This is a genomic window from Cedecea sp. VD22 (assembly GCF_037150195.1).
Taxonomy (GTDB): Bacteria; Pseudomonadota; Gammaproteobacteria; order Enterobacterales; family Enterobacteriaceae; genus Cedecea.
On sequence record NZ_JBBCPX010000011.1, the window covers coordinates 68,598 to 95,538 of the forward strand.

26 protein-coding genes and 4 tRNA genes are annotated in these 26,941 nt (G+C 55.6%); 17 read left to right on the plus strand and 13 right to left on the minus strand.

Going from position 1 to position 26,941, the window contains the following annotated elements:
• Positions 1 to 22 precede the first annotated feature (22 nt).
• The 7 genes from gutQ to srlA form a co-directional block, all read right to left on the minus strand.
• Positions 23 to 985 (minus strand): arabinose-5-phosphate isomerase GutQ, encoded by a 963-nt coding sequence (gene gutQ, locus WFK85_RS17650; protein WP_008458285.1) that lies wholly within the window; start codon positions 983 to 985, stop codon positions 23 to 25.
• Entirely contained in the window at positions 966 to 1,751 is a 786-nt protein-coding gene (gene srlR, locus WFK85_RS17655; protein ID WP_336709852.1) for a glucitol operon DNA-binding transcriptional repressor SrlR, read from the minus strand. The genes gutQ and srlR overlap by 20 nt, the downstream gene beginning before the upstream one ends.
• 68 nt (positions 1,752 to 1,819) lie before the next feature.
• Entirely contained in the window at positions 1,820 to 2,179 is a 360-nt protein-coding gene (gene gutM, locus WFK85_RS17660; protein ID WP_008458281.1) for a transcriptional regulator GutM, read from the minus strand.
• A 57-nt stretch (positions 2,180 to 2,236) separates the two neighbouring features.
• The gene (gene srlD, locus WFK85_RS17665; RefSeq protein ID WP_166995639.1) at positions 2,237 to 3,016 is read right to left on the minus strand and encodes a sorbitol-6-phosphate dehydrogenase; all 780 of its coding nucleotides are present in this window, start codon (positions 3,014 to 3,016) and stop codon (positions 2,237 to 2,239) included.
• A 29-nt stretch (positions 3,017 to 3,045) separates the two neighbouring features.
• Positions 3,046 to 3,408, minus strand: a complete 363-nt coding sequence (gene srlB, locus WFK85_RS17670) for a PTS glucitol/sorbitol transporter subunit IIA (RefSeq protein ID WP_336709855.1) — start codon at positions 3,406 to 3,408, stop codon at positions 3,046 to 3,048.
• An 11-nt stretch (positions 3,409 to 3,419) separates the two neighbouring features.
• Positions 3,420 to 4,388: a PTS glucitol/sorbitol transporter subunit IIB gene (gene srlE / locus WFK85_RS17675; RefSeq protein WP_336709857.1), complete on the minus strand. Its 969-nt coding sequence runs from the start codon at positions 4,386 to 4,388 to the stop codon at positions 3,420 to 3,422.
• A 9-nt stretch (positions 4,389 to 4,397) separates the two neighbouring features.
• A complete protein-coding gene (srlA, locus tag WFK85_RS17680; RefSeq protein WP_008458272.1) occupies positions 4,398 to 4,946 on the minus strand; it encodes a PTS glucitol/sorbitol transporter subunit IIC in 549 nt (182 codons plus the stop codon).
• 401 nt (positions 4,947 to 5,347) lie between these two features.
• Between srlA and WFK85_RS17685 the strand changes: the two genes are divergently transcribed.
• The 17 genes from WFK85_RS17685 (at position 5,348) to WFK85_RS17765 (ending at position 18,911) form a co-directional block, all read left to right on the plus strand.
• Positions 5,348 to 6,043, plus strand: a complete 696-nt coding sequence (locus WFK85_RS17685) for a metal ABC transporter ATP-binding protein (protein ID WP_034809049.1) — start codon at positions 5,348 to 5,350, stop codon at positions 6,041 to 6,043.
• Positions 6,040 to 6,924: a metal ABC transporter permease gene (locus tag WFK85_RS17690; RefSeq protein ID WP_008458268.1), complete on the plus strand. Its 885-nt coding sequence runs from the start codon at positions 6,040 to 6,042 to the stop codon at positions 6,922 to 6,924. The genes WFK85_RS17685 and WFK85_RS17690 overlap by 4 nt, the downstream gene beginning before the upstream one ends.
• Positions 6,921 to 7,799, plus strand: a complete 879-nt coding sequence (locus WFK85_RS17695; protein ID WP_166995642.1) for a metal ABC transporter solute-binding protein, Zn/Mn family — start codon at positions 6,921 to 6,923, stop codon at positions 7,797 to 7,799. The genes WFK85_RS17690 and WFK85_RS17695 overlap by 4 nt, the downstream gene beginning before the upstream one ends.
• Positions 7,800 to 7,930: 131 nt before the next feature.
• Positions 7,931 to 8,440: a nicotinamide-nucleotide amidase gene (gene pncC, locus WFK85_RS17700; protein ID WP_166868356.1), complete on the plus strand. Its 510-nt coding sequence runs from the start codon at positions 7,931 to 7,933 to the stop codon at positions 8,438 to 8,440.
• An 85-nt stretch (positions 8,441 to 8,525) separates the two neighbouring features.
• Positions 8,526 to 9,590, plus strand: coding sequence for a recombinase RecA (recA, locus tag WFK85_RS17705; RefSeq protein ID WP_008458263.1), 1,065 nt, complete (start codon positions 8,526 to 8,528; stop codon positions 9,588 to 9,590).
• Positions 9,591 to 9,664: 74 nt separating this feature from the next.
• Complete coding sequence (locus WFK85_RS17710; RefSeq protein WP_166995646.1) at positions 9,665 to 10,180, plus strand: RecX family transcriptional regulator; 516 nt, start codon at positions 9,665 to 9,667, stop codon at positions 10,178 to 10,180.
• Between the two features lie 139 nt (positions 10,181 to 10,319).
• Positions 10,320 to 12,947 carry an alanine--tRNA ligase gene (gene alaS, locus WFK85_RS17715; protein ID WP_336709862.1) on the plus strand — a complete coding sequence of 876 codons (2,628 nt, stop codon included), beginning with the start codon at positions 10,320 to 10,322 and terminating at the stop codon, positions 12,945 to 12,947.
• 244 nt (positions 12,948 to 13,191) lie between these two features.
• The gene (gene csrA, locus WFK85_RS17720) at positions 13,192 to 13,377 is read left to right on the plus strand and encodes a carbon storage regulator CsrA (RefSeq protein WP_008458257.1); all 186 of its coding nucleotides are present in this window, start codon (positions 13,192 to 13,194) and stop codon (positions 13,375 to 13,377) included.
• Between the two features lie 302 nt (positions 13,378 to 13,679).
• A tRNA-Ser gene (locus tag WFK85_RS17725) sits at positions 13,680 to 13,772 on the plus strand.
• A gap of 4 nt (positions 13,773 to 13,776) precedes the next feature.
• Positions 13,777 to 13,853, plus strand: a tRNA-Arg gene (locus tag WFK85_RS17730).
• Between the two features lie 201 nt (positions 13,854 to 14,054).
• Positions 14,055 to 14,131 (plus strand) — tRNA-Arg (locus WFK85_RS17735).
• A 198-nt stretch (positions 14,132 to 14,329) separates the two neighbouring features.
• Positions 14,330 to 14,406, plus strand: a tRNA-Arg gene (locus WFK85_RS17740).
• Between the two features lie 354 nt (positions 14,407 to 14,760).
• Positions 14,761 to 15,327: a fructose-1-phosphate/6-phosphogluconate phosphatase gene (yqaB, locus tag WFK85_RS17745; RefSeq protein ID WP_039297558.1), complete on the plus strand. Its 567-nt coding sequence runs from the start codon at positions 14,761 to 14,763 to the stop codon at positions 15,325 to 15,327.
• Complete coding sequence (locus tag WFK85_RS17750; protein WP_008458252.1) at positions 15,324 to 15,752, plus strand: YqaA family protein; 429 nt, start codon at positions 15,324 to 15,326, stop codon at positions 15,750 to 15,752. The genes yqaB and WFK85_RS17750 overlap by 4 nt, the downstream gene beginning before the upstream one ends.
• A 76-nt stretch (positions 15,753 to 15,828) precedes the next feature.
• On the plus strand, positions 15,829 to 17,385 hold the full coding sequence (gshA, locus tag WFK85_RS17755) for a glutamate--cysteine ligase (RefSeq protein ID WP_336709442.1): 1,557 nt from the start codon (positions 15,829 to 15,831) through the stop codon (positions 17,383 to 17,385).
• A 156-nt stretch (positions 17,386 to 17,541) separates the two neighbouring features.
• Positions 17,542 to 18,057 (plus strand): S-ribosylhomocysteine lyase, encoded by a 516-nt coding sequence (gene luxS / locus WFK85_RS17760; protein ID WP_008458247.1) that lies wholly within the window; start codon positions 17,542 to 17,544, stop codon positions 18,055 to 18,057.
• An 89-nt stretch (positions 18,058 to 18,146) separates the two neighbouring features.
• Positions 18,147 to 18,911, plus strand: a complete 765-nt coding sequence (locus WFK85_RS17765) for a helix-turn-helix domain-containing protein (protein WP_166995650.1) — start codon at positions 18,147 to 18,149, stop codon at positions 18,909 to 18,911.
• Here the strand turns inward: WFK85_RS17765 and leuA are convergent.
• From leuA to proX, 6 genes are all read right to left on the minus strand, one after another.
• Entirely contained in the window at positions 18,908 to 20,569 is a 1,662-nt protein-coding gene (gene leuA / locus WFK85_RS17770) for a 2-isopropylmalate synthase (protein WP_166995744.1), read from the minus strand. The genes WFK85_RS17765 and leuA overlap by 4 nt on opposite strands.
• Before the next feature lie 141 nt (positions 20,570 to 20,710).
• A complete protein-coding gene (emrB, locus tag WFK85_RS17775; RefSeq protein WP_008458243.1) occupies positions 20,711 to 22,249 on the minus strand; it encodes a multidrug efflux MFS transporter permease subunit EmrB in 1,539 nt (512 codons plus the stop codon).
• Between the two features lie 15 nt (positions 22,250 to 22,264).
• Positions 22,265 to 23,437, minus strand: a complete 1,173-nt coding sequence (gene emrA / locus WFK85_RS17780) for a multidrug efflux MFS transporter periplasmic adaptor subunit EmrA (RefSeq protein ID WP_008458242.1) — start codon at positions 23,435 to 23,437, stop codon at positions 22,265 to 22,267.
• A gap of 135 nt (positions 23,438 to 23,572) precedes the next feature.
• On the minus strand, positions 23,573 to 24,103 hold the full coding sequence (mprA, locus tag WFK85_RS17785) for a transcriptional repressor MprA (RefSeq protein ID WP_336709443.1): 531 nt from the start codon (positions 24,101 to 24,103) through the stop codon (positions 23,573 to 23,575).
• A gap of 435 nt (positions 24,104 to 24,538) precedes the next feature.
• Positions 24,539 to 25,717 carry an MFS transporter gene (locus tag WFK85_RS17790; protein WP_008458239.1) on the minus strand — a complete coding sequence of 393 codons (1,179 nt, stop codon included), beginning with the start codon at positions 25,715 to 25,717 and terminating at the stop codon, positions 24,539 to 24,541.
• A gap of 208 nt (positions 25,718 to 25,925) precedes the next feature.
• Positions 25,926 to 26,918, minus strand: a complete 993-nt coding sequence (gene proX, locus WFK85_RS17795; RefSeq protein WP_008458237.1) for a glycine betaine/L-proline ABC transporter substrate-binding protein ProX — start codon at positions 26,916 to 26,918, stop codon at positions 25,926 to 25,928.
• Positions 26,919 to 26,941: the final 23 nt, after the last annotated feature.

Below are 26,941 nucleotides of genomic sequence, written 5' to 3' on the forward strand. Positions count from 1 at the left end.
TTGGGGGCGATAAAGGCGGTTCTCAAATACCTGCCTGGTGAAAATCATGCAGGTTAATTGCCCCCAGCAGCCTGCCGTTTTCATCCACGACCGGCGCCGCGCTAATGCGTTTTTTCATCAGCATCTCTTTGGCATCTATCGCCCGGGTCTCGGCATTCAGCACCGTGCCATTCTTCGTCATGGCATCTTTGATCCCGGCTTCCAGCTTACCGCCGCCCACCAGCCAGCGGCGCAGGTCGCCATCGGTAAAGACGCCGGCAACTTGCTGCGCTTTGTCGCAGACGGCAACCAGCCCCAGGCCTGTGCGGCTTAGCTCCAGCATGGCATCCATGACGGAGGCGCTGTCCGCCACCTGTGGGAGCTGCTCGTGGGTGCGCATCAGATGATGAACCCGATTTAACAAACGGGCACCTAACGCACCGGCAGGGTGGGAACGCGCAAAGTCCTCTTCGTTAAAGCCGCGCTCCTGCATGACGGCCATGGCCAGTGCATCGCCCATCATTAATGTATTAACCGCGCTGGAGGTCGGCGCCAGGCGCATCGGGCAGGCTTCACGCTCTACCGAAATATCTACGGTGGCAAAGGCCGCTTTCGCCAGCGGCGACTCAGCTTTGCCGGTAATCGCAATCAGCTTAACGGCCTTTTCCTGCAGGCGAGGAATAATTAAATCCAGCTCTTTCGCATGGCCGGAATAGGAGATAAACAGCAGGATGTCGCGGCTTTCGATCATCCCCAAATCGCCGTGTAACGCTTCGGCGGGGTGAACGAAGAAGGCGGGCGTGCCGGTGCTGGCAAAGGTGGCGGCAATTTTCTTCCCGATATGCCCGGACTTGCCCATGCCGGAAACAATCACTTTCCCCTGACAGGTGAGCACGGCGTTGGCGGCGGCGACAAAATCTTCGCCAAGTCTGTCCGGCAGGCGGCTCGCTTCCTGTAATTCCAGCAGCAGGGTTTCTCGTGCGGCGTCAATCATTCGCTGATGCATCTTCTTCTCCGGTAACAATCACTTTCACGCCTTTTTCACGCAGCGCGGTGAGGAATTCGTGGCTAATGCCGCTGTCGGTGATGATCGTATCCACTCTCTCCAGTCCGCAGACAATATTCGGGCTTTTACGGCCAAACTTTGAGGAGTCGGCCATCAGGATCACTTCGCGCGCCGCGTTGCACATCGCTTTGCTGACGGTATAAACCTCGTTGTAGGTTGTGACCCCGGCGGTGAGATCGATGCCATCGGTGCCCATAAAGAGCCTGTCAAAGCTGAAGTGTTCGAAGGCGTTTTCCGCCAGTTGGCCATGAAACGAGGCTGATTTCTTACGGAAGGTGCCGCCTGGCATCAGGATAGTTTGTTCGTTGTCCAGCTCAGACAGCGCGTTGACGATATGCAGGCTGTTGGTCATCACCGTAATGTTATTGAAGTGCTGGAGCAGCGGGACCAGCTGCAAAACGGTGCTGCCCGCATCCAGAATAATGGAATCGCCATCGTGGATGTACTTGACCGCCGCCTCGGCAATTTGCTGTTTTTGCTGGGTATTGATCAGCGTTTTGTGGTCAATGGGCGGATCGGGTTCGTCTTTACTGAGCACTACGCCGCCATAGGTGCGAATCACGGTGCCAGCCGTTTCAAGCAGCACCAAATCTTTACGGATCGTGGTGCCGGTGGTTTGAAAATGCTGGGCGAGATCTTCCACCGAGCATTTTCCCTGCTTTTGCAGATGTTCCAGGATCGCCGCCTGCCGCTGACGTGGTTTCATAGGCTCTTATTACCTTGCAATAAATTTCGATTCGGTAATTTCGCAAGCAATAAGCATTCGAAACGAAATTAACCCTGTTTCAGTTTAAGCGCTAATGATAGAGCATTCTGACAATCACGATCATGGGGAAAGATCACATCGGGCTGCAATTCCTGCCGATTCATGCCGTGTAACTGCATTACTGGCTGTGGGAGGGCAAAAACCGTCAGGCCTTTCATTATCAGGCTGTCGCGGACGTTTTGCCGCTCATCAAAGGCGAGGGCAATGACCACTCTGGGCCGAAAACGCCCGGATGAACGGCCTACACCAACGGCACCCTGCTGGCAGAGCCGGTCAAAGGCCCGATTAAAACGACGAATTTGCCAGCCGCCGAGCAGTAGCTGGCTTAGCCAGGCGATCGCCGCCAGGGCGATCAGTGCATTCATCATGCATCCTCCTTTGGGCCGCCTCTGGCTGAGGGCCAGAGGCAACCGGTGACCCGAGAGTTAAAACATAACCTGCCCGCCGGTGACGTTGATCGACTGTCCGGTACAGTAAGAGGCTTTATCGCTGGCGTAAAACAGGAGCGTGTTAAGCACATCCTGGTAGTCACAGCCGCGTTTTAAGGGGACTTTGTCGATGTAGTATTGCTCTACTTCGTCAGCAGGAATGCCGAGTTTTTCCGCGTACTGCGGCAGCAGAGACTGGAACATTGGCGACTTGAGCAGGTTACCCAACATGAGCGCATGCACCGTGATGCCGTATTCCGCCAGATCGAGGGCGAGAGACTGCGTCAGCCCCACGCCACCGAATTTCGCCGCGCTGTAGCCGGAGTTGTGCTTGCTGCCGACCTTGCCGGACTTTGAGTTAATCTGGATGATGCGGCCTTTAATCCCGTCGCGAATCATCAGGCGGGAGAACTCCCTGGCGCACAGGAAGTACCCCACAAGGTTTACCTGCAGCGAACGGTCAAAATCCCCCAGAGCGAAATCACCAATAAACGCCGCTTTGGCGATGCCCGCACTGTAAACCAGCAGATCGACCTGGCCGAAAATCTCGTCCACGCCGTGAGCCAGCGCGGTAACGCTTTGCTCGCTGGTGGCGTCCGAGCCAAATCCCCAGGCAGAACCCGGCCCGTACTGGTCGGTAATTTCCTGCGCGACGCGGGCCGCTTTCTCACTTTGAATATCCACCACGGCAACTTTGTAGCCTTCCTGGGCCAGCCCATGGCAGAGAAACGCCCCGAGCGTTTGCCCTCCACCGATGACAACGGCAACCTGATTCATGTTTTACTCCTTTGATTAAATGACAATGTTTATGCAACAAACTTCAGCTGGCAGCCGGGTTCAATGCCCTTAGGCAGCGGGCCAGCGACGTGTACGGTGCCAGGGTATTCCGCCCGTGCTTCACCATCGAAGCGCAGGGTGATGTGCCCGAGCTCCTGCAAGTTTTGCTGGGCCACGTCGCCGACGGCGGTAACGGCGTAATGCTGGCCATTGAGTTCAAAGTGGATACCTGGCTTTAGCTGGCCGGTCAGCTCGCCGTGGCAGTGGATAAAGCAGTAATCCTGAATATCCGCCGGGGCGCCTTCCCGAAAGGTAATAAGCATGTTGTCTGCCAGCGCCTCGCGAGCGCACTCTCCAATCTGGACGATGGTGGTCTGGTAAATGGTTTGCATGGGGCTTTCCTTTATTGGTAGATGAAGCCGGACACCAGCCAGGCAATTAGCACGGTAGGGGCGCCCGTTAAAAAGCGCCCGACCAGCACAGAAGGCACGCCGACGCGCACCGTTTCCTGGCGCGCTTCCGCCAGAGACAAGCCAACAGGAATAAAATCGCAGGCGGCCTGGGCGTTAATGGCGAACAGCGCGGGCAGCGCCAGGTGAGGAGGGATATGTCCGAGGCCAATCTGCACCCCAATCAGCACCCCGATGACCTGCGCAATCACCGCCCCAGGGCCAAGGAAAGGTGAGAGCAGGGGGAAGGAACAAATCAGCGCGAGCGTAATCAGACCGAGAGGGTTATTGGCCAGCGGGGCCAGGCCGTGGGCAATCCAGTCGCCCAGCCCGGAGGCCATAATGATGCCAATCAGCGCCGACACGAAGGCCATAAAAGGCAGAATCGTTTTCAGAACCGTGTCGATAGTGTCGCGCCCCGCCTGAAACAGCACGGCGACGGCTGAACCCATTCCCATACCGACTTTGGCCAGCAGGCCGTCGCTTTGTTCGGTGATTTTTTTGCTGGCGTCGTAGTCCCGCGCTGGCGCAGGTTTGCGTTCGGCCTGCGGTTCGCCATCGGCCCAGCTAATGTTTTCTTCCCGGACGCCTGATACGTAAATATCTTCAACGATGTACTGCGCCAGGGGGCCTGATTTGCCGGTGGCGTGGATATTGATGGTCGGGATGCGGCGTTTGGGGTAGAGCCCGCAGCGCAGCGTGCCCCCGCAGTCTATGATTGCCAGCGCAATTTCTGCCTCCGGCGGCTCGCCGTCTTTAAAACCGTCTACCGCCTGGCAGCCGGTCATTTCACTCAGCTTATCGACGATTGCCGGGCGCGTACCCGCCGTGATGTAAACGATCTTTTTGCTCGGATCGACCGGGACGATCAGCGGCCCGCCCCATCCACCCTGGCCTTTTTCAATACGAATGCTTTGAGTCATGATTTTTCCTTAGAGGCGGACCTGGCGTTCCAGCTCAATGCCCATTTTTTTCTCGAAAATCGAGGTGGTGAGATCGGTTATCCAGCCGCGGAAGAAGTTGGTAACCAGCCCAACCAGCAAATAGCTCACTGCAAGCGGGGCCAGCGGCAGGCCCAGCGTGGTTAACCCGCTGGCAATACCCAGATAAACAAACAGTTCGCCAGGGTTGATGTGGGGAAACAAACCGTTCATCGAATGGCAGCTATACGATGCGGCGGCGTAATAGCTCGGTTTGTACTTCTCAGGCATAAAGCGTCCCAGACTTAGCGTCATCGGATTGCAGAACACGAAAGTGCCGATGCAGGGCAGCAAGAGGTAACGCGAAACGGGGTTGCCGGCGCAGCGCTGCGCCATACGCTCAATGCGGTGCTGGCCGATAAAGTTAATCAGCGCGTTCATTATCACCAGCAGGCTGATCAGCAGAGGGAGAATGCCGGTCACCATACCGGTAAAGACCTCTCCGCCTTTCTGAAACAGGCCTATAAACCACTCCGCCCCGTGGGTAATCATGTCGATCATTTCTGTCTCCTGTAGGGTTATCTGCTCACCGTTGTTCCCGGTGGTGGCTCATATTAATCATTTTGAAATGCGTAAATATGTTATTTAGATCTCATTGTGAAATATAAAACTGTTAGTTTGAAAGATTATTGGGTAGTGAAAGAGATGAAAAAAAGACGTTCTGATTAACGGAAGGGAAAAGGGGGCTTGATTGAGGGTTCGTTTATGCCGAGGTGTAAAACAGGAATTTACAAGGACTACTGGGTAGATTATGTTATGTTATAACGAAACAATATTGGTGCCGGTATGTCTGTTGCAGCTCCCTCTTCACTGTTTAGCCTTTCCGGGCTATTTCGCGCGGCCCTTGTCGCGCTGCTGATCCTCGGCCTGTGGGGCGCCATTCATTGGGCGGTTATCCTGCCATGATCGAACTGCAGAATCTCGAGCTGGGCTATTACGGCAACGTGGTTGTGTCGGCCCTCAGCGGCCAGTTTCAGCGCGGCAGCATGACGGCGGTGATTGGGGCGAACGGCTGCGGTAAATCGACGTTGTTAAAAACCCTGGCCGGGCTACTGCCTCCCATTTCTGGCAGCGTAAAGTTTCAGGACAATATGCGCCCGCGCATTGCCTGGCTGCCGCAGTTAGGGGAGATGGATCGGCAATTTCCCGCCACGGTTTATGACGTGGTTTGTATGGGGAGCTGGCCGGGACGCGGGCTGTTTTCCGGCCTTCGTCGCCAGCACCGTGAACGCGTGACGGAAGCGATTGAGCGCGTGGGATTAAGTGAGCATTACCTGCGGCCGATTGATGTGCTCTCAGGGGGACAGTTTCAACGCATGCTGTTTGCTCGCCTGCTGGTTCAGGACGCACCGCTGGTCCTGCTCGATGAGCCGTTCACCGGCGTGGATGCGCAGACCAGTGAATTTTTAATGGAACTGATGTGCCAGATGCACCGGGATGGCAAGACGCTTATCAGCGTGCTGCATAACAACGAGCTGGTACGTCGGCATTTTCCTGAAGTCTTGCTGCTCACCCCGGAGGGTTACCAGTGGGGTAACGCCGACGAAGCCTTAGCGCAATATGCTTCCTTTCGCCCACGCCTGGTACAAACTGCATGATTTATCACCTTTTTATTGAGCCGTTTGTGGCTTACGGCTTTATGCGCCGCGCGCTGGTGGCCTGCCTGTCGCTTTCTCTGAGTACCGTTCCGCTCGGCATTTTTCTTCTGCTTCGTCGTATGAGTCTGGTGGGTGACGCGCTTTCTCATGCCATTTTACCCGGCGTTGCCGTGGGTTATCTGGTTGCCGGTATGTCTCTGGTGGCAATGGGCATTGGTGGGTTTGTCGCTGGCGTGCTGGTGGCTTTACTTTCCGGCTGGGTTAGCGCCCGGACGCCGTTAAAAGAAGATGCCAGCTTTGCCGGATTCTACCTTGGGTCGCTGGCACTCGGCGTGACGTTGATATCATTGCGCGGTTCAAGCGTTGACCTGCTGCACCTGCTATTTGGCTCAATTCTCGCCGTGGATGGTGAGGCTATTAAGTTTGTGGGGCTCATTGCAAGCGTGACGCTGATTGCACTGGCGCTGCTTTATCGCGGCCTGGTGCTGGAGTCGTTTGACCGCAGCTTTTTACAGGTGAACAACCGGCTGCTGCCGTCGCTGATACACGGCACGTTTTTGGCGCTGCTGGTGCTTAACCTGGTGGCCGGTTTCCAAATCCTCGGCACATTAATGTCCGTTGGCCTGATGATGCTCCCCGCCATTGCCGCGCGCTGCTGGGCTAAGACATTGCCGGGCTCGATCGCTCTTGCCGTGGTGTGTGGCCTGATTTGTGCCTGGTTAGGGCTGGTGTGGTCTTTCTACGCCTCGTTACCCGCCGGGCCGGCCATTGTGCTTACCGCGAGCGTCGCATTCTTTATCTCAATACTTTTCGGACCGCGCAGCGTGCTTGCAGGGAGCCTGCTGCGTAGGAAATTGGCAATCATAAAGGGGGTTAAATGAAACGTTTAGGGATTGGTATTGCGCTGGCTCTGGCGCTCTCCAGCCAGATGGCTGCAGCGAAAACGCTGAATGTAGTGGCAAGTTTTACCGTGCTGGCCGACATGGCTAAGCAGGTTGGCGGCGATCACGTCAAAGTCACCAGCCTGGTGGGGCCGGATGGCGACCCGCATAGCTTTGAACCTTCGCCGAAAGACAGCGTCGCGTTGCGTAATGCGGATGTGGTGATTGTGAGCGGGCTCGGCATGGAAGGGTGGATGGATCGCCTGGTGACGGCGTCCGGCTACAAGGGCAAAGTTATCGTGGCTTCCCAGGGAATTAACACCCGCAGCATGGAAGAAGACGGTAAATCAATCACTGACCCACATGCGTGGAACAGCGCGGCAAACGGGGCAATCTACGCGGAAAATATTGCTGCAGCGCTGGTTGCTGCCGACCCACAGGATGCAGCGGCTATCCGTAAAAGCGGCGATAGCTATGCAGCTCGCCTGAAGCAGCTAGACGGCTGGGCGAAAAAACGCTTTGCGGATGTGCCGCAGGCTAAACGCAAGGTACTGACCAGCCATGATGCATTTGGCTACTTTGGTGAGGCTTACGGCGTCACGTTCCTGGCACCAGTGGGCTTTTCCACTGAAGCTCAGGCCAGCGCCAGCGACGTTGCATCTCTGATTAAACAGTTGAAAGATGAACATATCGCCACCTACTTCATCGAAAATCAGACCGACCCACGTTTGGTGAAGCAAATTGCCAGCGCGACCGGCGCTAAGCCCGGCGGTGAGCTTTATCCTGAGGCGCTTTCAGGCCCTGGCGGCCCGGCAAGTACCTACGAAAAGGCGTTCAAGCACAACGTGGACACCATCGCCAACAGCATGAAGTAGTTTTTCTCCCGGCCAGCTTTCGCTGGCCGTTCCATTTCTGGAATCCTTCCCGAGTATCCCGATGTAATCCCCTGCAATGCCCGTAAAGTGCTATCGTGTTGGCTAATGATATGTCTACAATCGGAGCCAGCATGACAGACAGCGCATTGTTTGAGCTAAGCCAGCGGGTAGGGAATGGCCTTGGGCAGCTTGGGGCCACCGTGACTACTGCTGAATCTTGTACCGGCGGCTGGATCGCGAAAGTGATTACTGACGTTGCCGGCAGCTCAGCCTGGTTTGAGCGGGGCTTTGTGACCTACAGCAATGAAGCCAAACATCAGCTGATCGGCGTGAACGAAACCACGCTGGAAGCCTATGGCGCCGTCAGTAAAGGCGTGGTGCTTGAGATGGCTCAGGGAGCGCTTGCCGCCGCGAAAGCGGATTATGCGGTTTCTGTCAGCGGTATCGCCGGGCCAGATGGCGGCACGCCAGAAAAACCGGTCGGTACGGTGTGGTTTGGGTTTGCGGATAAGCACGGCAGAACGCTGGCAAAAGTGCAGCGCTTTGACGGCGACCGCGATGCCGTTCGCCGCCAGGCCACGGAATTCGCCCTGCAGAGCCTGTGGGACGATTTTCTAAAAAATAAACTTGATACTGTATGATTGTACAGTATAATTGCCTCAACGAAACAGTATTGAGAACGCGGGGTTGCGAATTATCGCATCACTCAGCATGACAGGAGTAGAAATGGCTATCGACGAAAACAAACAGAAGGCGTTAGCGGCAGCACTGGGCCAGATTGAAAAACAATTTGGTAAAGGCTCCATCATGCGCTTGGGTGAAGACCGCTCCATGGACGTGGAAACGATCTCTACCGGTTCACTTTCTCTGGATATCGCGCTGGGCGCCGGCGGCCTGCCAATGGGCCGTATCGTAGAAATTTACGGGCCTGAATCTTCCGGTAAAACAACGCTGACCCTGCAGGTTATTGCGGCCGCACAGCGAAGCGGTAAAACCTGTGCGTTCATCGATGCCGAGCACGCGCTGGACCCGGTTTATGCCAAAAAGCTGGGTGTTGATATCGACAACCTGCTGTGTTCCCAGCCGGATACCGGTGAGCAGGCGCTGGAAATCTGCGATGCACTGGCACGTTCAGGTGCGGTTGACGTCATCATCGTTGACTCCGTTGCGGCGCTGACGCCGAAAGCGGAAATCGAAGGTGAAATCGGCGACTCTCACATGGGCCTTGCGGCACGTATGATGAGCCAGGCAATGCGTAAGCTGGCGGGTAACCTGAAGCAGTCCAACACGCTGCTGATCTTCATCAACCAAATCCGTATGAAAATTGGCGTGATGTTCGGTAACCCGGAAACCACGACCGGCGGTAACGCGCTGAAATTCTACGCGTCTGTCCGTCTCGACATTCGTCGTATCGGTGCAGTGAAGGATGGCGAAAACGTCGTCGGTAGCGAAACCCGCGTGAAGGTCGTGAAAAACAAAATTGCCGCGCCATTTAAACAGGCTGAATTCCAAATTCTCTACGGCGAAGGCATCAACTTCTACGGTGAGCTGGTTGACCTGGGCGTGAAGCACAAGCTGATTGAAAAAGCGGGTGCATGGTACAGCTACAACGGTGAAAAAATCGGTCAGGGCAAGGCAAACGCCAGCAACTTCCTGAAAGAGAACAAGCCGATGGCGGAAGAAATTGAGAAGAAACTGCGCGAAATGCTGCTGAATAACCAGGACAGCACGCCGGACTTCACGGTTGATGACCACGACGAAGACGCGGTCGAAACTAACGAAGACTTCTAAAACAAGACAAAGGGCTGCTAACGCGGCCCTTTGTGCTTTCTCTCTCCTGATATCGATCTTTGCCACCCGACCCTATGTCCGACAACACCACTTTTCCCCGCCGCAGCCCTTTTGCCCGCCTTCTGGATAAGGCGACCCGTATTCTTGCCATGCGTGACCACAGCGAATATGAGCTGCGCCGTAAGCTGGCAACGCCTTCTGTCTTTGCGGCAAAATTTGCTAAAGAGGACGAACCTGAGGTCACTCAGGAAGACATTGATAAGGTTATTGCCTGGTGTTACGAACACCGCTGGCTGGACGACGTGCAGTTTGCGTCACGTTTTATTGCCAGCCGCAGTCGGAAAGGGTATGGACCGCAGCGTATTCGGCAAGAACTGAAGCAAAAGGGCATCGAACGGGCCATTGGGGAGTCCGCGATGATGGCCTGTGAAATTGACTGGCAGCCGCTGGCACGCGAACTGGCCGAACGCAAGTTTGGCTCGCCGCTGCCAACAGAGTGGCAGATGAAGGCGAAAGTGCAGCGTTTTCTTCTCTATCGTGGTTTCTTTATGGAAGACATTCAGGAGATCTGGCGAAATTTTGCTGATTAGGGCCACACTGGATTTTACTTCCCTCGCCAGAAAACTTATCTTATTCCCACTTTTTTCCAGGTAAGCTGGCCTGAGCCGTCTGCGTTACGGCCGTCATGGCAGCTTTACAACTCTTCGTTAGCTTGATTCCAGGATAATTATGAGCAAGAGCACCGCTGAGATCCGTCAGGCGTTTCTCGATTTTTTCCGTAGTAAAGGCCACCAGGTTGTAGCGAGCAGCTCCCTGGTCCCGAACAACGATCCAACTTTGCTGTTTACCAATGCCGGGATGAACCAGTTCAAGGATGTTTTCCTGGGCCTCGACAAACGTAACTATTCCCGCGCTACAACGTCTCAGCGTTGCGTCCGCGCAGGCGGCAAGCACAACGATCTGGAAAACGTCGGTTACACCGCGCGTCACCATACCTTCTTCGAGATGCTGGGTAACTTCAGCTTTGGCGACTATTTCAAACACGATGCGATTAACTTTGCCTGGGAACTGCTGACCGGCGAAAACTGGTTTGCGCTGCCGAAAGAACGCCTGTGGGTGACCGTCTACGAAACCGATGACGAAGCCTATGAGATCTGGGAAAAGGAAGTGGGTGTGCCGCGGGAGCGCATTATTCGCATTGGCGATAATAAAGGCGCAGCCTTCGCATCCGATAACTTCTGGCAGATGGGTGACACTGGCCCTTGCGGTCCTTGCACCGAGATTTTCTACGATCATGGCGATCACATCTGGGGCGGCCCTCCGGGAAGTCCTGAAGAAGATGGCGATCGCTACATTGAGATCTGGAACATCGTGTTCATGCAGTTCAACCGTCAGATCGACGGCACGATGCTGCCTCTGCCAAAACCTTCTGTAGATACCGGTATGGGTCTGGAGCGTATTGCAGCTGTTCTGCAGCACGTTAATTCCAACTACGATATCGACCTGTTCAAAAAGCTGATTCAGTCCGTTGCCGAAGTGACCGGCGCGACCGATCTGTCGAACAAATCCCTGCGCGTTATTGCGGACCACATTCGTTCATGTGCATTCCTGATCGCGGATGGCGTAACGCCTTCTAACGAAAACCGCGGTTACGTTCTGCGTCGCATCATTCGTCGCGCTATTCGCCACGGCAACATGCTGGGTGCGAAAGACACCTTCTTCTATAAGCTGGTTGGCCCGCTAGTCGAAGTCATGGGTTCCGCAGGCGAAGAACTGGCCAAACAGCAGGCGCTGGTTGAGCAGGTTCTGAAAACCGAAGAAGAGCAGTTTGCCCGCACGCTGGAGCGTGGTCTCGCACTGCTGGATGACGAACTGGCGAAGCTGAAGGGCGACACGCTGGATGGCGAAACCGCTTTCCGCCTGTATGACACCTACGGATTCCCTGTGGACCTGACGGCTGACGTGTGCCGCGAGCGCAACATCAAAGTTGACGAAGCCGGCTTTGAAGCCGCAATGGAAGAGCAGCGTCGTCGCGCGCGCGAGTCCAGCGGTTTTGGCGCAGACTACAACAGCATGATCCGCGTGGATTCTGCGTCTGAATTTAAAGGCTATGACAGCCTCGACCTGAACGCGAAAGTGACCGCGCTGTTCGTTGACGGCAAATCCGTTGACCAGATTACTGCTGGTCAGGATGCTGTCGTGGTGCTGAACGAGACGCCATTCTATGGTGAGTCCGGCGGCCAGGTTGGCGACAAAGGTACCGTCAAAGGTAACGGCGTTGATTTCGCGGTTGGCGATACTCAGAAATACGGCCAGGCCATCGGCCACCTGGGCAAGCTGGTTTCCGGCGTGCTGAAAGTCGGCGACAGCGTGGAAGCGAAAGTTGATGAAGCTCGTCGCGCTCGTATTCGTCTGAACCACTCCGCAACGCACCTTCTGCATGCTGCGCTGCGTCAGGTACTTGGTACCCATGTTGCTCAGAAAGGCTCCTTGGTAAACGACAAAGGCCTGCGCTTCGACTTCTCTCATTTTGAAGCGATGAAGCCGGCTGAAATCCGCGCCGTAGAAGATATCGTTAACGCGCAGATTCGCCGTAACCTGCCTGTTGAGACCAACGTCATGGATCTCGAAGCAGCGAAAGCGAAGGGCGCAATGGCGCTGTTTGGCGAGAAGTATGACGACCATGTGCGCGTTCTGAGCATGGGGGACTTCTCCACCGAGCTGTGTGGCGGTACTCACGCATCCCGTACGGGCGACATCGGTCTGTTCCGCATTGTTGCGGAGTCCGGTACGGCGGCTGGGGTGCGTCGTATTGAAGCCGTGACTGGCGAAGGCGCACTGGCCAATCTCCATGCGCAAAGCGACCAGCTGCACGACATCGCTCAACTGCTGAAAGGCGACAGCCAGAACCTGAACGAGAAAGTCCGTTCGGTGCTGGAACGTACCCGCCAGCTGGAAAAAGAGCTGCAGCAGTTGAAAGAACAGCAGGCTTCGCAGGAGAGCGCAAACCTCTCCAGCAAAGCGGTTGAAGTAAAAGGCGTTAAATTACTGGTAAGCGAGCTGAGCAACGTCGAGCCTAAGATGTTGCGCACTATGGTCGATGACCTGAAAAATCAGCTCGGCTCCGCCGTAATTGTTCTGGCCACCGTGGCAGAAGGGAAAGTGTCTCTGATTGCTGGTGTCTCCAAAGAAGTGACCGACCGCGTGAAAGCGGGGGAACTGGTGGGGATGGTTGCACAGCAGGTAGGCGGCAAAGGGGGCGGTCGTCCTGATATGGCTCAGGCGGGTGGTACAGACGCAGCGGCATTGCCGGGCGCACTGGCCGGCGTTGAGGCCTGGGTTACGGCAAAACTCTGAAAATAACTAAAAGTGTAATTGCGCCATAACTGTTCTCAGTTATGGCGTACTACCATTTACACACTATCAATAATGATAAAGTCAGGTTGAAGTTGTGTATATCGGCTAAACTTAGATATAACAGAGTGTAATGCTATGACAGAGTGCGTGTTATCTATTTGTCATTCGTTACGATTTCGCGTTATATGATGGATAATGCCGGGATACAGAGACCCGACTCTTTTAATCTTTCAAGGAGCAAAGAATGTTAATTCTGACTCGTCGAGTTGGTGAGACCCTTATGATTGGGGATGAGGTGACCGTGACTGTGCTTGGGGTAAAAGGCAACCAGGTCCGTATCGGTGTTAACGCCCCGAAGGAAGTCTCTGTACACCGCGAAGAAATCTACCAACGTATCCAGGCTGAAAAATCCCAGCAAACGAATTTCTAAAAATATCGCGCCTCGCTGAAATCTACAGCGAGGCGCACCTCTTCTGCCTGCTGTTTCCTTTCTCTCCCGTTAACGTCATTTTTGCTTCGCTTATCAGCGTGCCGTTTCTGCGCGTGTATTGCCGTTTGCCTGTTGATAAAACACTCTTTTTGCCTCCAAATTACGCTAATCGAGCGTGATTTGTGCAATCGATAGCGAGTAGGGAAAAATTGTTTGACTTATAAGTCCCAGAAAGTAATATGTGCGCCACGCAGCGACGAGAAGCTCTTACGAGTAACTCGAAGCACTCGAAAGAGGCGTGTGGTGAGGTGGCCGAGAGGCTGAAGGCGCTCCCCTGCTAAGGGAGTATGCGGTCAAAAGCTGCATCCGGGGTTCGAATCCCCGCCTCACCGCCATTTTGCATCCGTAGCTCAGCTGGATAGAGTACTCGGCTACGAACCGAGCGGTCGGAGGTTCGAATCCTCCCGGATGCACCATATTCTTCCTCATCATTAGCGATGACGGTGTGAAAGAGAAAGTTACTTTCTCCGCAAGCACCAGGGAGGATAACGTTGCTTCAGCAACGGCCCTTTAGGGCGAGCCTTCGGTGAGTCATCCTCCCGGATGCACCATTCTTCTCCGGTATTGCCTGAGAGTGTAGGTAGTACTGAGTCAGCAGTAAAAGCAGTAATCCCGATGCATCCGTAGCTCAGCTGGATAGAGTACTCGGCTACGAACCGAGCGGTCGGAGGTTCGAATCCTCCCGGATGCACCATATTCTTCCTCATCATTAGCGATGACGGTGTGAAAGAGAAAGTCGATTTCTCCGCAAGCACCAGGGAGGATAACGTTGCTTCAGCAACGGCCCTTTAGGGCGAGCCTTCGGTGAGTCATCCTCCCGGATGCACCATTTTCATCAGTGTTGCGGCATGATGAGCGACATTGAGTCAGCAGTAAAAGCAGTAATCCCGATGCATCCGTAGCTCAGCTGGATAGAGTACTCGGCTACGAACCGAGCGGTCGGAGGTTCGAATCCTCCCGGATGCACCATTTTCTTCCTCATCATTAGCGATGACGGTGTGAAAGAGAAAGTTACTTTCTCCGCCAACACCAGGGAGGATAACGTTGCTTCAGCAACGGCCCTTTAGGGCGAGCCTTCGGTGAGTCATCCTCCCGGATGCACCATATTCTTCCTCATCATTAGCGATGACGGTGTGAAAGAGAAAGTTACTTTCTCACCAGCACGACTCACCCCTTCAAACTTCATTTAAATTCCCCTGTTACAAATATACCGTTCAGCTTTTCATACTCCTTATTCGCAATATCGCCTCTACCCGCAGACAGCGACAATTTCAGCCATTTACGCTAAAGTACCGCCTCGACATTCAGTGAAGTGAGGGTGAGATGTACGATCGCTATGACGGTTTAATCTTTGATATGGACGGCACGATCCTTGATACGGAGCCGACTCACCGTAAAGCCTGGCACGAAACCCTTGGCCGCTATGGCATGAGCTTCGACGAGCAGGCGATGGTTGCCCTGAATGGCGCGCCAAGCTGGAAAATTGCTGCTGCAATTATCGAAAGCCACAATGCCGATCTCGATCCCCACAGTCTGGCGGCTGAAAAAACTGTTGCCGTTCGAGCCATGCTGCTTGATACCGTGCGTCCGCTGCCGCTGATTGAAGTGGTGAAAGCCTGGCATGGCCGCCGTCCGATGTCGGTCGGCACAGGTAGCGAAAGCGATATTGCAGAAGCGCTGCTTAAGCATCTTGGTTTACGTCAGTATTTTGCGGCGGTCGTGGCAGCAGATCATGTTAAACACCATAAGCCAGCACCTGATACCTTCTTACGCTGCGCCGAACTGATGGGCGTGGCGCCGGAAAAATGTGTGGTATTTGAAGATGCTGATTTTGGTCTTCAGGCGGCGCGTAGCGCGGGAATGGATGTTGTGGACGTGCGCTTACTGTGAGCGACACGCTATCGCTCCTTTCACTGTTCACCAGCAGTTTCCTGAGCGCGACGCTGCTGCCGGGGAGCTCAGAAGCGGTACTTGTGGCGCTTTTGGTTGCCGGTAGCGGCCCGGTATCGGTTCTTGTGATAATAGCAACAATCGGTAATAGCCTTGGCGGTATGACTAACGTTATTCTGGGGCGCTTTTTCCCGCAGCGTATACAATCGCGCTGGCAGGGGAAAGCGACCGACTGGTTGACTCGTTTTGGCCCAGCGACGTTGTTACTGAGCTGGATGCCGCTGATAGGCGATCTGTTATGCCTGCTGGCCGGGTGGTTACGCCTGAGCTGGGGGCCGGTGATATTCTTTTTATGCCTTGGCAAAGCGCTACGCTACATCGTTGTCGCGGCTGCAACGGTACAAGGCATGGCGTGGTGGCACTAATTGCGTGGGATGAGTCTTCATCACCGGCGAAAACAATTATGCTTATTAAAATAAATTCGACAGGCGGGAGGTCAATTTGATCCCGGACGTATCACAGGCTTTGGCCTGGCTGGAAAAACACCCTGAAGCAGTAAAAGGCATTTGCCGTGGTCTTGAGCGTGAAACGCTGCGCGTGACGCCAGAAGGCGATTTAGCCACCACCGGGCATCCTGAAAGCCTTGGCTCAGCGTTTACACATAAATGGATTACCACGGACTTCGCCGAAGCCCTCCTGGAATTTATTACCCCGGTTGATGGTGACATTGACCATATGCTGACCTTCCTGCGTGACATTCATCGCCACACGGCGCGTGAACTGGGCGAGGAACGTATGTGGCCGCTAAGTATGCCGTGTTACATCGACGACGGTCAGAACATCGAGCTGGCCCAGTACGGTTCTTCTAATGCGGGGCGCTTTAAAACGCTGTACCGCGAAGGGCTGAAAAATCGTTATGGCGCGCTGATGCAGACCATCTCCGGCGTGCATTACAATTTCTCCCTGCCGATGGCTTTCTGGCAGGCAAAATGCGGCGTACAGGACGCAGAAAGTGGCAAAGAGGCCATTTCTGCCGGTTATTTCCGCCTGATCCGCAACTATTACCGCTTTGGTTGGGTTATCCCTTATTTGTTCGGTGCTTCTCCGGCTATTTGCTCTTCATTCCTGCAGGGCAAAGAGAGCGCGTTGCCGTTTGAGAAAACCGAATGCGGCATGTATTACCTGCCGTATGCCACGTCATTACGCCTGAGCGATCTGGGTTACACCAACAAGTCGCAGAGCAATCTGGGCATTACCTTCAACGATCTGATCACCTATGTCGATGCGCTGAAGCGGGCGATTAAAACCCCGTCGGAAGAGTACGCTCAGATTGGTTTGATGAAGGACGGCAAGCACCTGCAGCTCAACACCAACGTGCTGCAAATTGAAAACGAACTCTATGCGCCGATTCGTCCAAAGCGCGTGACGCGTGACGGAGAGTCGCCGTCGGATGCGCTGCTGCGCGGCGGCATCGAGTATATCGAAGTGCGTTCGCTGGATATCAACCCGTTCTCGCCAATCGGCGTGGATGAGCAGCAGGTTCGCTTCCTCGACCTGTTTATGATTTGGTGCGTACTGGCGGATGCGCCGGAGATGAGCAGCGACGAGCTGCTGTGCACCCGCACCAACTGGAACCGAGTGATTCTGGAAGGGCGCAAACCTGGGCTTACCCTTGGTATTGGCTGTGAAACGGCTCAGCACCCGCTGTCAAAAGTAGGCAAAGATCTGTTCACCGATTTACGCCGCGTGGCGGAAACGCTGGACGGCATGACCGACAGCCAGGAATACCAGCAAGTTTGTGACCAACTGGTTGCCAGCTTTGACGATCCAGAATTAACGTATTCAGCACGTATTTTACGTTCTATGATTGATAACGGGATTGGTGGCACCGGCCTTGCGCTGGCTGAACAATACCGTCAGATGCTGATTCAGGAGCCGTTGGAGATTTTAACCGCGGATGCCCTGCAGAAAGAGCATGATGCTTCATGGCAGCGTCAGCGGGATATTGAGGCGGCGGATACGGAGTCGTTCGATAGCTGGCTGGAAAAGAATGCCTGACAGAAAAGAAAATGGCCACATACTTGTGGCCAAATATTCATCTCTGAATAACAGGGATGATGATAACAAATGCGCGTCTTTCATATACTCAGACTCGCGTGCGTAAAAATAGTTTCAATTATTTTTAAAAAAAATCATTTTATCGGAGGTGACCAGATGCCGTTGTTGGATAGCTTCACAGTCGACCATACTCGTATGGGTGCGCCTGCAGTCCGTGTAGCCAAAACTATGCACACGCCACACGGTGACACCATTACGGTGTTTGACCTGCGCTTTTGTGTCCCAAACAAGGAAGTGATGCCGGAAAAAGGGATCCATACTCTGGAGCACCTGTTCGCCGGTTTTATGCGTGACCACCTGAACGGGAACGGGGTAGAGATCATCGACATCTCCCCAATGGGCTGCCGCACAGGGTTCTACATGAGCCTGATCGGTGTCCCGGCAGAGCAGCGCGTGGCGGATGCCTGGAAAGCGGCGATGCAGGACGTGCTGAAAGTGAAAGAGCAAAACCAGATCCCAGAGCTGAACGTTTACCAGTGCGGGACTTATCAGATGCACTCTCTGCAGGAAGCGCAGGACATCGCGCGCCACATCATTGAGCATGGCGTCAGCGTCAACAGCAATGATGAGCTGGCTCTGCCGAAAGAGAAGCTGCAGGAACTGCACATCTAGTTTTGTGCACACAGTAAAAAGGAGCCATATGGCTCCTTTTTTTACGCCTGCGGTATGCTATCGTCATCTTTTTGCTCACGAAACGAACTATGTCCACCAGCCTGAAATTCAGTTTTGCCACGCGGCCGCTGGTTCCTTTTGCCCATGATTACAGCCATGGTGCCTCGGAGCCCTGGCACAGTCACGACTGCGCTCAGCTGCTGCATACGCTGAGCGGCGTTGTGCGCGTCGAAACCGGGCAGGGGATTTGGGTGGTTCCGCCGGGGCGCGGCGTCTGGTTACCCGCTGGCACTCAGCACCGCCTGCAAATCATCGGCCACGTAGCGGCGCGCACATTGTTTATTGATCCGTTTGCCCGGGCTGACTTACCGTCGGTTTGCCAGGTCGTGCAGATATCCGCTTTACTGCGCGAGCTGATTATCTGCTCGCTCCAGTTACCGGAAGCTTACCCGGCGGGAAGTCGGGCAGAGCGAATTTACGAGCTTATCCTGGATGAGATTCGGGGCACCGCCGCGCTGCCGTTTAATCTTCCCGAGCCGCAGTCACCGGGGCTACTGGCGCTGTGTCGCCAGATTCAGGCGGAACCCGGTCAGCCCTGGACAAACGCGCTGGCCGCTGAACGGCTTAACGTCAGTGAGAGAACCTTGCTGCGCCATTTTCGTCAGCAAACGGGTCTGGCGTTTAGCGAATGGCTGCGCAGGGCAAGGCTGATGGCGGCGCTTGAGCGCCTTGCCCAGGGGCAGTCCGTGCTGCGCGTTGCGCTGGATCTGGGATATGAAAGCCACAGCGCCTTCAGCGCTATGTTTCGGCGAACGCTCGGCGTTTCACCGAGCGAATATTTCTTCTCTGATTAACCCTCGGGCAGCGCGTTTAACAGCGCCTGGAGCGACGCACGCGATACATCGTTATCAATGCCGGTTCCCCAGCGGCTCACGCCTTCCCTGAAGGTGCAGCGGAGATAAGCCGCCGAGCGGCTTTCGCTGTGCCTGCCGAGCGTATGCTCATGATAATCCTCAATAGAAAATACCAGGTTAAAACGAGATTTGAGGGCATCGGCTGCGGCGGAAAGTAAACCGTTGCCTTTGCCCTGCAGAGCGATAACGCCGCCGTGCGTCTGAACGTGGGCCCACAGCCGGAGTGAACCATCGGCCTGGCTCTCCGTCCGGTAATCCAGCAACTGACGCGGGGCGGTTTGATGCGGGCCATACAGTGTGCGGAACAGCTGCCACAGGGCGCTCAGCGTCATCTCGTTCCCCTCCCTGTCGGTTTGCGCCTGGACGTGGCGACTAAAGTCCTGCTGTAAACCGCGCGGCAGCACCAGGCCGTGGTTTTGCTCCAGCATCCACGCGGCACCGCTTTTCCCGGACTGGCTGTTGACGCGGATCACGGCTTCGTAGCTGCAGCCAATATCGTTCGGATCAACGGGCAGATAGGGCATTTCCCACCGCGCTGAGCTGGACTCGCCCCGCGCGGTAAACCCTTTCTTAATGGCATCCTGATGCGACCCGGAAAAAGCGGTAAAAGCGAGCTTCCCGGCGTAAGGATGGCGAGGGTGCACCGGTAACTGATTGCATTGTTCAACCAGTTCCACCACCTGCTTCATATCGCTGAAATCCAGCTGCGGCGAAATCCCCTGGCTATAAAGATTCATCGCCAGCGTGACCAGGCAGACGTTCCCGGTACGCTCGCCGTTGCCAAACAGGCAGCCTTCCACCCGATCCGCACCGGCGAGGATCGCGAGTTCGGCGCTGGCCACGCCGCTGCCGCGATCGTTATGTGGATGTACGCTGATGCACACCGCATCCCGGCGGGAGAAATGGCGGCAGAAATACTCAATCTGGTCGGCATAGACGTTGGGCGTGTTCACCTCCACGGTGGCGGGCAAATTGATAATCATTGGTCGATCGGGAGATGGTTCCCAGACATCCGCCACCGCTTCACAAATTTGCAGGGCAAAATCCGGTTCGGTGAAGCAAAAGGTTTCCGGGGAATATTCATAGCGCCAGCGCGTCTGCGGGTTAGCCTCACACAGCGCTCGCACCTGGCGCGTGGCGGTGACCGCCAACTGAACGATCTCTTCTTTGCTCTGGCGGAAGACCAGCCTGCGGAACAGTGGGGCGGTGGCGTTGTACAGATGTACTGTGGCGCTGTGTACGCCTGCCAGGGATGCAAAGGTGCGTTCAATCAGGTCGCTGCGCGCCTGGGTCAGCACCTGAATGGTGACATCTTCAGGAATACGATTTTCTTCAATCAGCTGACGCACAAACTGGAAGTCGGTTTCTGAGGCGGCAGGGAAGGCGACCTCGATCTCTTTGAAGCCGCACTTCAGCAGTAAATCCCAGAAGCGCAGCTTGCGGGCCGCGTCCATCGGCTCGGCCAGCGCCTGATTGCCGTCGCGCAGGTCAGTGGAAAGCCAGCGAGGAGCGTGCGTCAGGGTTCTATCCGGCCACTGTCGGTCGGGTAACTGAATCGGCGCATGGGCGAGGTATTTTTGCGATGGGTTGGTCAGCATCAGGATTCTCCAGGTCATGTGGTCTGTTTATCCTGACGAATAATCTGGGCAGGGGCTGGCGCAAAGCTGACAACCTGTGTGGCGAAACCGCCAGGTTGAGGCAAAGAAAAAGGAGCCCGAAGGCTCCTTTAGGGAGGAATGTCAGTGTGCGCCACCGCCGCCACCGCCCGCCCCGAAAGGCGGTTTGGCAAACCACACCAGCCCAAGCAGCAGAATAAACACCCCTGCCGAGAACCAGAAAATCTCGTTGGCGGAGATGATCAGCCCCTGGTTGGTGATCTGCTGGGCGATGTAGCCGGAAGCCTGTTGGTGCGACATGCCCAAGCCCTGAAGCTGGTTGTAGGTTTCAACCGAGTTCGGGTTATACGGCGTCACAGACTCCGTGAGCTGTGCATGGTGCAGCGACTCGCGGTTCGTCCACAGCGTGGTGGTTATCGACGTCCCAATCGAACCCGCCAGCGTACGGGTAAAGTTCGACAGGCTCGACGCCGCGGCAAGGCGCTCCGGCGGCAGGCCAGACAGGGTAATCGTGGTCAGCGGCATGAAGAAACACGCCACCGCAAAGCCCTGAATAAACTGCGGCCAGGCCGACGCGGCGAAGTCCATCCCCGGCTCAAAGGTATAGGCGCGCCAGTAGAAGCACACCGCATACATAATGAAGCTGAAGGTCACCAGACGGCGCATATCGAGCTTGTGCGCGAAGCGGCCGATAATCGGCGACAGCAGCACCGGGATGACCCCCACCGGCGCGGACGCAAGCCCGGCCCAGGTTGCGGTATAGCCATACACTTCCTGCAACAGCTGCGGCAGCAACACAATCGCGCCGAAGTAGAGCATGTAGGCGAGACTGATACACAGGCAGCCGATGGTAAAGTTTCGCGACTTAAACAGCGACAGGTCGACTATCGGATTATCGTCGGTCAGCTCCCAGACAATCAGGAAGCTGATGGTGACCACCGCAATCACCGTCAACACGATGATTTCGGTCGAGTTAAACCAGTCCAGCTCTTTACCCCGGTCGAGCATGATCTGCAGGCTACCGATCCCCAGCACCAGCAAGGCCAGCCCTACGCCATCAATGCGGCGCTGCTCTGTGCGGGTTTCGCGGCCTCGCAGGGCCTGCAGGCCCATCAGCACCACGACGATACCAATCGGCACGTTGATGAAGAAGATCCAGCCCCAGTGATAGTTGTCGCTGATGTAGCCGCCCAGTATCGGGCCGCAAATCGGCGCCACGATCACCGTCATCGACCACAGCGCTAGCGCAATGCTGCGCTTGGCGGGCGGGTAGTTGCTCAGCAACAGGCTCTGGGACAGCGGAATCAGCGGCCCGGCAACGATCCCCTGGATAACGCGGAAGAAGATCAGCATCGTCAGGCTGTTGGACATGCCGCACGCCCAGGAGGCGATAGCAAACAGCACGGTCGACCACAGGAAAAGCCTCACTTCCCCGAAGCGTTTTGCCAGCCAGCCGGTGATCGGGATTGAGATGGCGTTTGCCACCCCAAACGAGGTGATAACCCACGTCCCCTGGCTCAGGGATGAGCCCAGGTTACCGGCAATCGTCGGGATAGCCACGTTAGCGATGGTGGAGTCCAGCACCTGCATAAAGGTCGCCAGCGACAGGGCGATGGTCATAATGACCAGCTGGGCGCCTTCTAGCGGTTTTTGTTGTGCCATACACCCTCCGCTTTATTAACCCGCATTGGCCTGAATAATCTGGTCAATAAGCTGGTTAGCCGGCGTCAGATTCAGCTCACGCGCGTTACTTTCGTAAACCGGCGTGGTGCGGGTCTGAGAGGACAGTACGCTCCCGTCGCGGTTGCTGGTATCCACATTCACCAGCGTGGACAGGCCGATACGCAGCGGATGCTGTTCAACCTGTTTGGCGTCCAGTTCAATACGTACCGGCAGACGCTGAACCACTTTGATCCAGTTCCCGGTGGCGTTCTGCGCTGGCAGCAGCGAGAAGGCGCTGCCGGTGCCCATATCCAGGCCGACAACTTTCCCGGTGTACTTCACGTCATCGCCGTAGATATCGCTGACGATGGTGGCCGACTGGCCAATGCGCATATGCGCCAGCTGGGTTTCTTTAAAGTTAGCGTCAACCCACATACCGCTGGCCGGCACGATGGCCATCAGCGCGGTGGACGGGCTAATTTGGGCGCCAACCTGCACGGCACGGCGGGAAACATAGCCGGTCATCGGGCTGACGATGGTGGTACGCTGCAGCGCCATCCAGCTGTTACGCACTTCGGTCGCCGCCTGTTGAACCGCAGGCTGCTCTTCCAGTTTGGTGCCGAGAATCATGGCCTGGTTAGCATTGTATTGCTGCACGGCCACATCCAACTGAGCCTGAGCGCTGGTGACGGCATCACGGGCGTGCTGCAGTTCTTCGCGGCCAATCAGGTTGGCGCTGCCCAGCGGAATACGGCGGTTCAGGTCGCTTTGCGCCTGCGCCAGAGCCGTTTTCTGCAGTTCGATATTGGCCTGATATTGCTTGCTGTTGATCATCAGCTGGCGAGTCTGCCGCACGCTGGAGGCCAGTTGGGTTTTGGCCTTTTCAAACGCCTGTTCGGCGTCGGCGCGGTCGAGGCTGACCAGCACATCACCCTGTTTCACAAAATCGGTATTGTCTGCCCAGACTTTGGTGACGCTACCGGAGACCTGGGCCATGATCTGCACCTGGTTGCCTGCCACATAAGCATCATCGGTCTCTTCAAAGTGACGCAGCACCAAAAACCAATAGATTCCATATGCCACAGCAATAATGACAAAGAGCAAGGTCAACAAGATCAGGGCGCTTTTACGTTTCCCCTTCTTGTTAGCCGGTTGCTGCGGGGCTTGAGTCTCCGCATTTGCGCTCATGCTAATCTCCACCTGGTTATTATTATTTCCGGTCAGCTGAGCCGACCTGTTAGACCTGACAGGCCAGCAAGGAGATTGCTGGCCTGAGAGTTGTTTTGAAATCGGATTGTGGTCAGACGTACAGACGGTAAAAGCTTAGCTCAGAGCTTCAAGGATCACTTTGTCCTCTTCCATCTGGTCGAGGCGGTTGAGCAGCTTACGGGTGATTGTTTCCAGCTGTGTTTTTTCGTCAACATCCAGAGCGGACCACAGTTGATGCAGGCAGTTATGCTGCGGTGGCAGGACCTGTCTCAGGAATTCGTGACCTTTTTCGGTCAAATGCAGATGCAGGCAGCGGCGGTCATTGTCGCTTTCACGGCGCTCAATCCAGCCGCGTTTTTCCAGCTCATCGGCAATACGCGTGGCGTTGGTGCGGGATGAACCCAGCGCGCAGCTCAGCTCAGAAGGCTGGATGCTGTGATTTTCCTGGGACTCAAGGGTAATGAGTGCCATGAATAAGGTCTCGTTGATCCCCTGCGCCTTCAGCATCTTATTGCGGTTTTCCAGCAGTTTACCCTGCATGTGCATACAAAGACGCGTCAACAGAACTTCCTGGTACGGGAACTCCTGATAACGTTTGGCGCGGAACTTCAGCATTTGTTCTATGGGCGTGAACGAACTATCCATTTTGGCATAACCTCATTAGTTGCAGCCGATATAGTAACGATGGTGACAAATAAAGTAAATGTATTATTTATACGTTTATATACGTTTGGTTGTTGCCACCATCGGCGTAAACCACGCTAAGCCGTAGCCCAGAGTGCTAAGCAGCGTGGGGAGAGAAAATGGGTTTCGAGTGGTATAACGGCGTTTAACGGCAGCGAAGCCGGAGGCTTTGTGCCTTGAGGACAGGAGAAATGGCAATGGAAACGCTGCTTTCAGACTGAAGAACAATTCCGCCCCGTGGCGGTTGTCAGCTGAAACAGTTGCGGGTCTATCCATATAGGGTGTTAATAAATAACCTGCGTTAATGTCACTCGAATTAGTAAACGGGGACAACCTTAACAGACTGGCCCCGCCATTACATCTTCAATTTCCCTTACGGGAAGCGACAATATTGCGCTAATCGGCCTGCCGCTGGTATCCGCGCCACCACACTACCAAATTTAGTAGGGCGACGCTGGCGCCGGCAATGCACACCCCGTTCCAGCCGGCATGTTGGTAAGCGCTCGCTGAAATCAAAGAACCCGCCGCGCCGCCAATGAAGTAGCTGGTCATGTACCCGGCGGTCAGTCGGTTACGGGCTTCCGGCATCATGCGGTATATCAGGCTCTGGTTGGTGATGTGGACGCCCTGGACGGTGAGATCCAGCACCAGGATACCCACAATCAGGGCGAGGGCAGAGAACTGACCAAAAGCGATTGCGGCCCAGGAAAGTAACAGCAGCAGCAGACCAATGGTGGTGGTGTGGTGCCCTTTGCCCTTATCAACCAGCCCGCCTGCGGGGCGAGCGCCGAGCGCGCCAGCGGCTCCCGCAAGGCCGAACAGGCCGATAACCCCTTCGGAATAGTTAAACGGCGGCGAGGCCAGCAGGAACGCCATCGACGTCCAGAGAATGCTGAAGTTGGCGAAGGTCAGGCAGCCCAGCAAGGCGCGGGTGCGCAGCAGGCTGTTTTTAATAAACAGGCTGAAGATTGAGGTCAGCAGTTGCGGGTAGTTGAGGTGGCTGTCCTGCTTCACCTGCGGCAGCCCGCGCCACAGGGCCAGCGCCATCAGCGCCATCAGCACGCTGGCAACCCAATAAACGGTGCGCCAGCCGCCAAGGCTTGCCAATAAACCGGCGACGGTACGCGCCAGCAGGATCCCGAGCAGCAGCCCGCTCATGATAGTCCCGACAACCTTCCCGCGCTTTTCCGGTGCCGCGAGCGTCGCGGCAAACGGCACAAGAATCTGCGCGACCACGGAGAAGAGCCCGGTCAGCGCGGTGCCCAGAATCATCATCCACAGGGACTGGCTGGTGGCGGTGATCAGCATCCCACCGGCTGCCAGCAGCGTCATAAAGACGATCAGGCCCCGGCGCTCGAACATATCCCCAAGCGGCACCAGCAGCAACAGCCCTGCGGCATAGCCGAGCTGTGCAGTGGTAACGATAAATCCGGCCTGATTCACCGAGAGTGAAAAGGCGTTTGCGATGGTGTCGAGCAGCGGCTGCGCGTAGTAGTTGCTGGCAACCGCGAGGCCGGTCGCGACGGACATCAGGACGATCAGCGCCGGGCTGAGTCCGTGAGTATTGTTTTTCATTATTATCTTCAACTTGCCAAAGAGAGGTCTGAATAATAGCGAAAAATGATGACAGCAGAAGCGAAGGTGGGTGTCGGATCGTGCGGTTATTGACCCTCACCCCGGCCCTCTCCCTGGAAGGGAGAGGGGGAAAAGAAGGAGAAGAGAAAAGGTGTTTGTCTGTTTATCCCCTATCCCTTTTGGGGAGAGGGTCAGGGTGAGGGGCGGTTTATTTCGCCGCCAGTGCCTCTTTCACCCAGCCGTCAAACTGCGCCTGGTGCGCCTTAATCCAGCCGTCGACGTGGCCGTTAATGTCGGCCTCAGAAGACTTACCGTTATGCATCATCGCATTCTGGGCATTGATATCCGCCAGCGGTAATTTCATGACGGCAAACAGCTTCGCCGCCTGTGGGTTTTTCTCGGCCCAGGCCTTGTTGGCAACAATGTGCATGGTGTTCACCGGGAAGCCGTAGTTCGCCCCGTTAGGCAGTTTAGTATCAATATCTTTCTGCTCGCCCGGCAGGGAAGAGAACGGCACTTGCAGCCACACCACGTCTTTGCCCGGCTTCAGCACATCGCTCACCCAGTACGGTGTCCAGGTGTAATACAGCACCGGCTTACCTTCTTTGAAGCGCGCGATAGTGTCGGCCATCATCGCCGAGTAGTTGCCGTGGTTCACGGTCACGGTATTCGCCAGCTTATAGGCTTCATTCTGGTGATTAATCACCGCCTCGCAGCCCCAGCCTGGCGTACAGCCCATCATGTCAGCTTTGCCGTCGCCGTTGCTGTCGAACAGTTTGGCGATTTTCGGATCTTTAAGCTGCTCGATATTGGTGATGTGGTACTGGTCAGCGGTTTTCTTATCAATAAGGTAGCCCTGAGCCGCGCCGGTCACGAAGGTGCCTTCCCGGTAGAATTTCTTGCTCCCGCCCGCAGCGGCGTACATATCATCATGCAGCGGCTGCCAGTTAACGGCGGTGAAGGTGGCGTCGCCGGAAGCGATGGAGGTGTAGCCTACGTTATAGTCCACCTCGCTTGGCTTGTTCACGGTGTAGCCCATTTTCTCCAGCGCGCGGCTGACCAGCAGCGTCTGGAAGGTTTCTTCGGCGATGGTGCTCTGTACCGGCTGAACGGTAATGCCTTTGCCCGGCAGGTCTGCGGCAAAAGCGCTGGTGGTAACGAGTGTCGCAAGAGCTGTGGCTAAAATAGCGTTGTGTCGCATCGTTATTCCTTTTTAATGGTGAT

Coding starts and splice junctions, on each gene's coding strand:
- gutQ (WP_008458285.1), bottom strand. CDS start 985: ATGCATCAGCGAATGATTGACGCCGCACGAGAAACCCTGCTGCTGGAA.
- srlR (WP_336709852.1), bottom strand. CDS start 1,751: ATGAAACCACGTCAGCGGCAGGCGGCGATCCTGGAACATCTGCAAAAG.
- gutM (WP_008458281.1), bottom strand. CDS start 2,179: ATGATGAATGCACTGATCGCCCTGGCGGCGATCGCCTGGCTAAGCCAG.
- srlD (WP_166995639.1), bottom strand. CDS start 3,016: ATGAATCAGGTTGCCGTTGTCATCGGTGGAGGGCAAACGCTCGGGGCG.
- srlB (WP_336709855.1), bottom strand. CDS start 3,408: ATGCAAACCATTTACCAGACCACCATCGTCCAGATTGGAGAGTGCGCT.
- srlE (WP_336709857.1), bottom strand. CDS start 4,388: ATGACTCAAAGCATTCGTATTGAAAAAGGCCAGGGTGGATGGGGCGGG.
- srlA (WP_008458272.1), bottom strand. CDS start 4,946: ATGATCGACATGATTACCCACGGGGCGGAGTGGTTTATAGGCCTGTTT.
- WFK85_RS17685 (WP_034809049.1), top strand. CDS start 5,348: ATGATCGAACTGCAGAATCTCGAGCTGGGCTATTACGGCAACGTGGTT.
- WFK85_RS17690 (WP_008458268.1), top strand. CDS start 6,040: ATGATTTATCACCTTTTTATTGAGCCGTTTGTGGCTTACGGCTTTATG.
- WFK85_RS17695 (WP_166995642.1), top strand. CDS start 6,921: ATGAAACGTTTAGGGATTGGTATTGCGCTGGCTCTGGCGCTCTCCAGC.
- pncC (WP_166868356.1), top strand. CDS start 7,931: ATGACAGACAGCGCATTGTTTGAGCTAAGCCAGCGGGTAGGGAATGGC.
- recA (WP_008458263.1), top strand. CDS start 8,526: ATGGCTATCGACGAAAACAAACAGAAGGCGTTAGCGGCAGCACTGGGC.
- WFK85_RS17710 (WP_166995646.1), top strand. CDS start 9,665: ATGTCCGACAACACCACTTTTCCCCGCCGCAGCCCTTTTGCCCGCCTT.
- alaS (WP_336709862.1), top strand. CDS start 10,320: ATGAGCAAGAGCACCGCTGAGATCCGTCAGGCGTTTCTCGATTTTTTC.
- csrA (WP_008458257.1), top strand. CDS start 13,192: ATGTTAATTCTGACTCGTCGAGTTGGTGAGACCCTTATGATTGGGGAT.
- yqaB (WP_039297558.1), top strand. CDS start 14,761: ATGTACGATCGCTATGACGGTTTAATCTTTGATATGGACGGCACGATC.
- luxS (WP_008458247.1), top strand. CDS start 17,542: ATGCCGTTGTTGGATAGCTTCACAGTCGACCATACTCGTATGGGTGCG.
- WFK85_RS17765 (WP_166995650.1), top strand. CDS start 18,147: ATGTCCACCAGCCTGAAATTCAGTTTTGCCACGCGGCCGCTGGTTCCT.
- leuA (WP_166995744.1), bottom strand. CDS start 20,569: ATGCTGACCAACCCATCGCAAAAATACCTCGCCCATGCGCCGATTCAG.
- emrB (WP_008458243.1), bottom strand. CDS start 22,249: ATGGCACAACAAAAACCGCTAGAAGGCGCCCAGCTGGTCATTATGACC.
- emrA (WP_008458242.1), bottom strand. CDS start 23,437: ATGAGCGCAAATGCGGAGACTCAAGCCCCGCAGCAACCGGCTAACAAG.
- mprA (WP_336709443.1), bottom strand. CDS start 24,103: ATGGATAGTTCGTTCACGCCCATAGAACAAATGCTGAAGTTCCGCGCC.
- WFK85_RS17790 (WP_008458239.1), bottom strand. CDS start 25,717: ATGAAAAACAATACTCACGGACTCAGCCCGGCGCTGATCGTCCTGATG.
- proX (WP_008458237.1), bottom strand. CDS start 26,918: ATGCGACACAACGCTATTTTAGCCACAGCTCTTGCGACACTCGTTACC.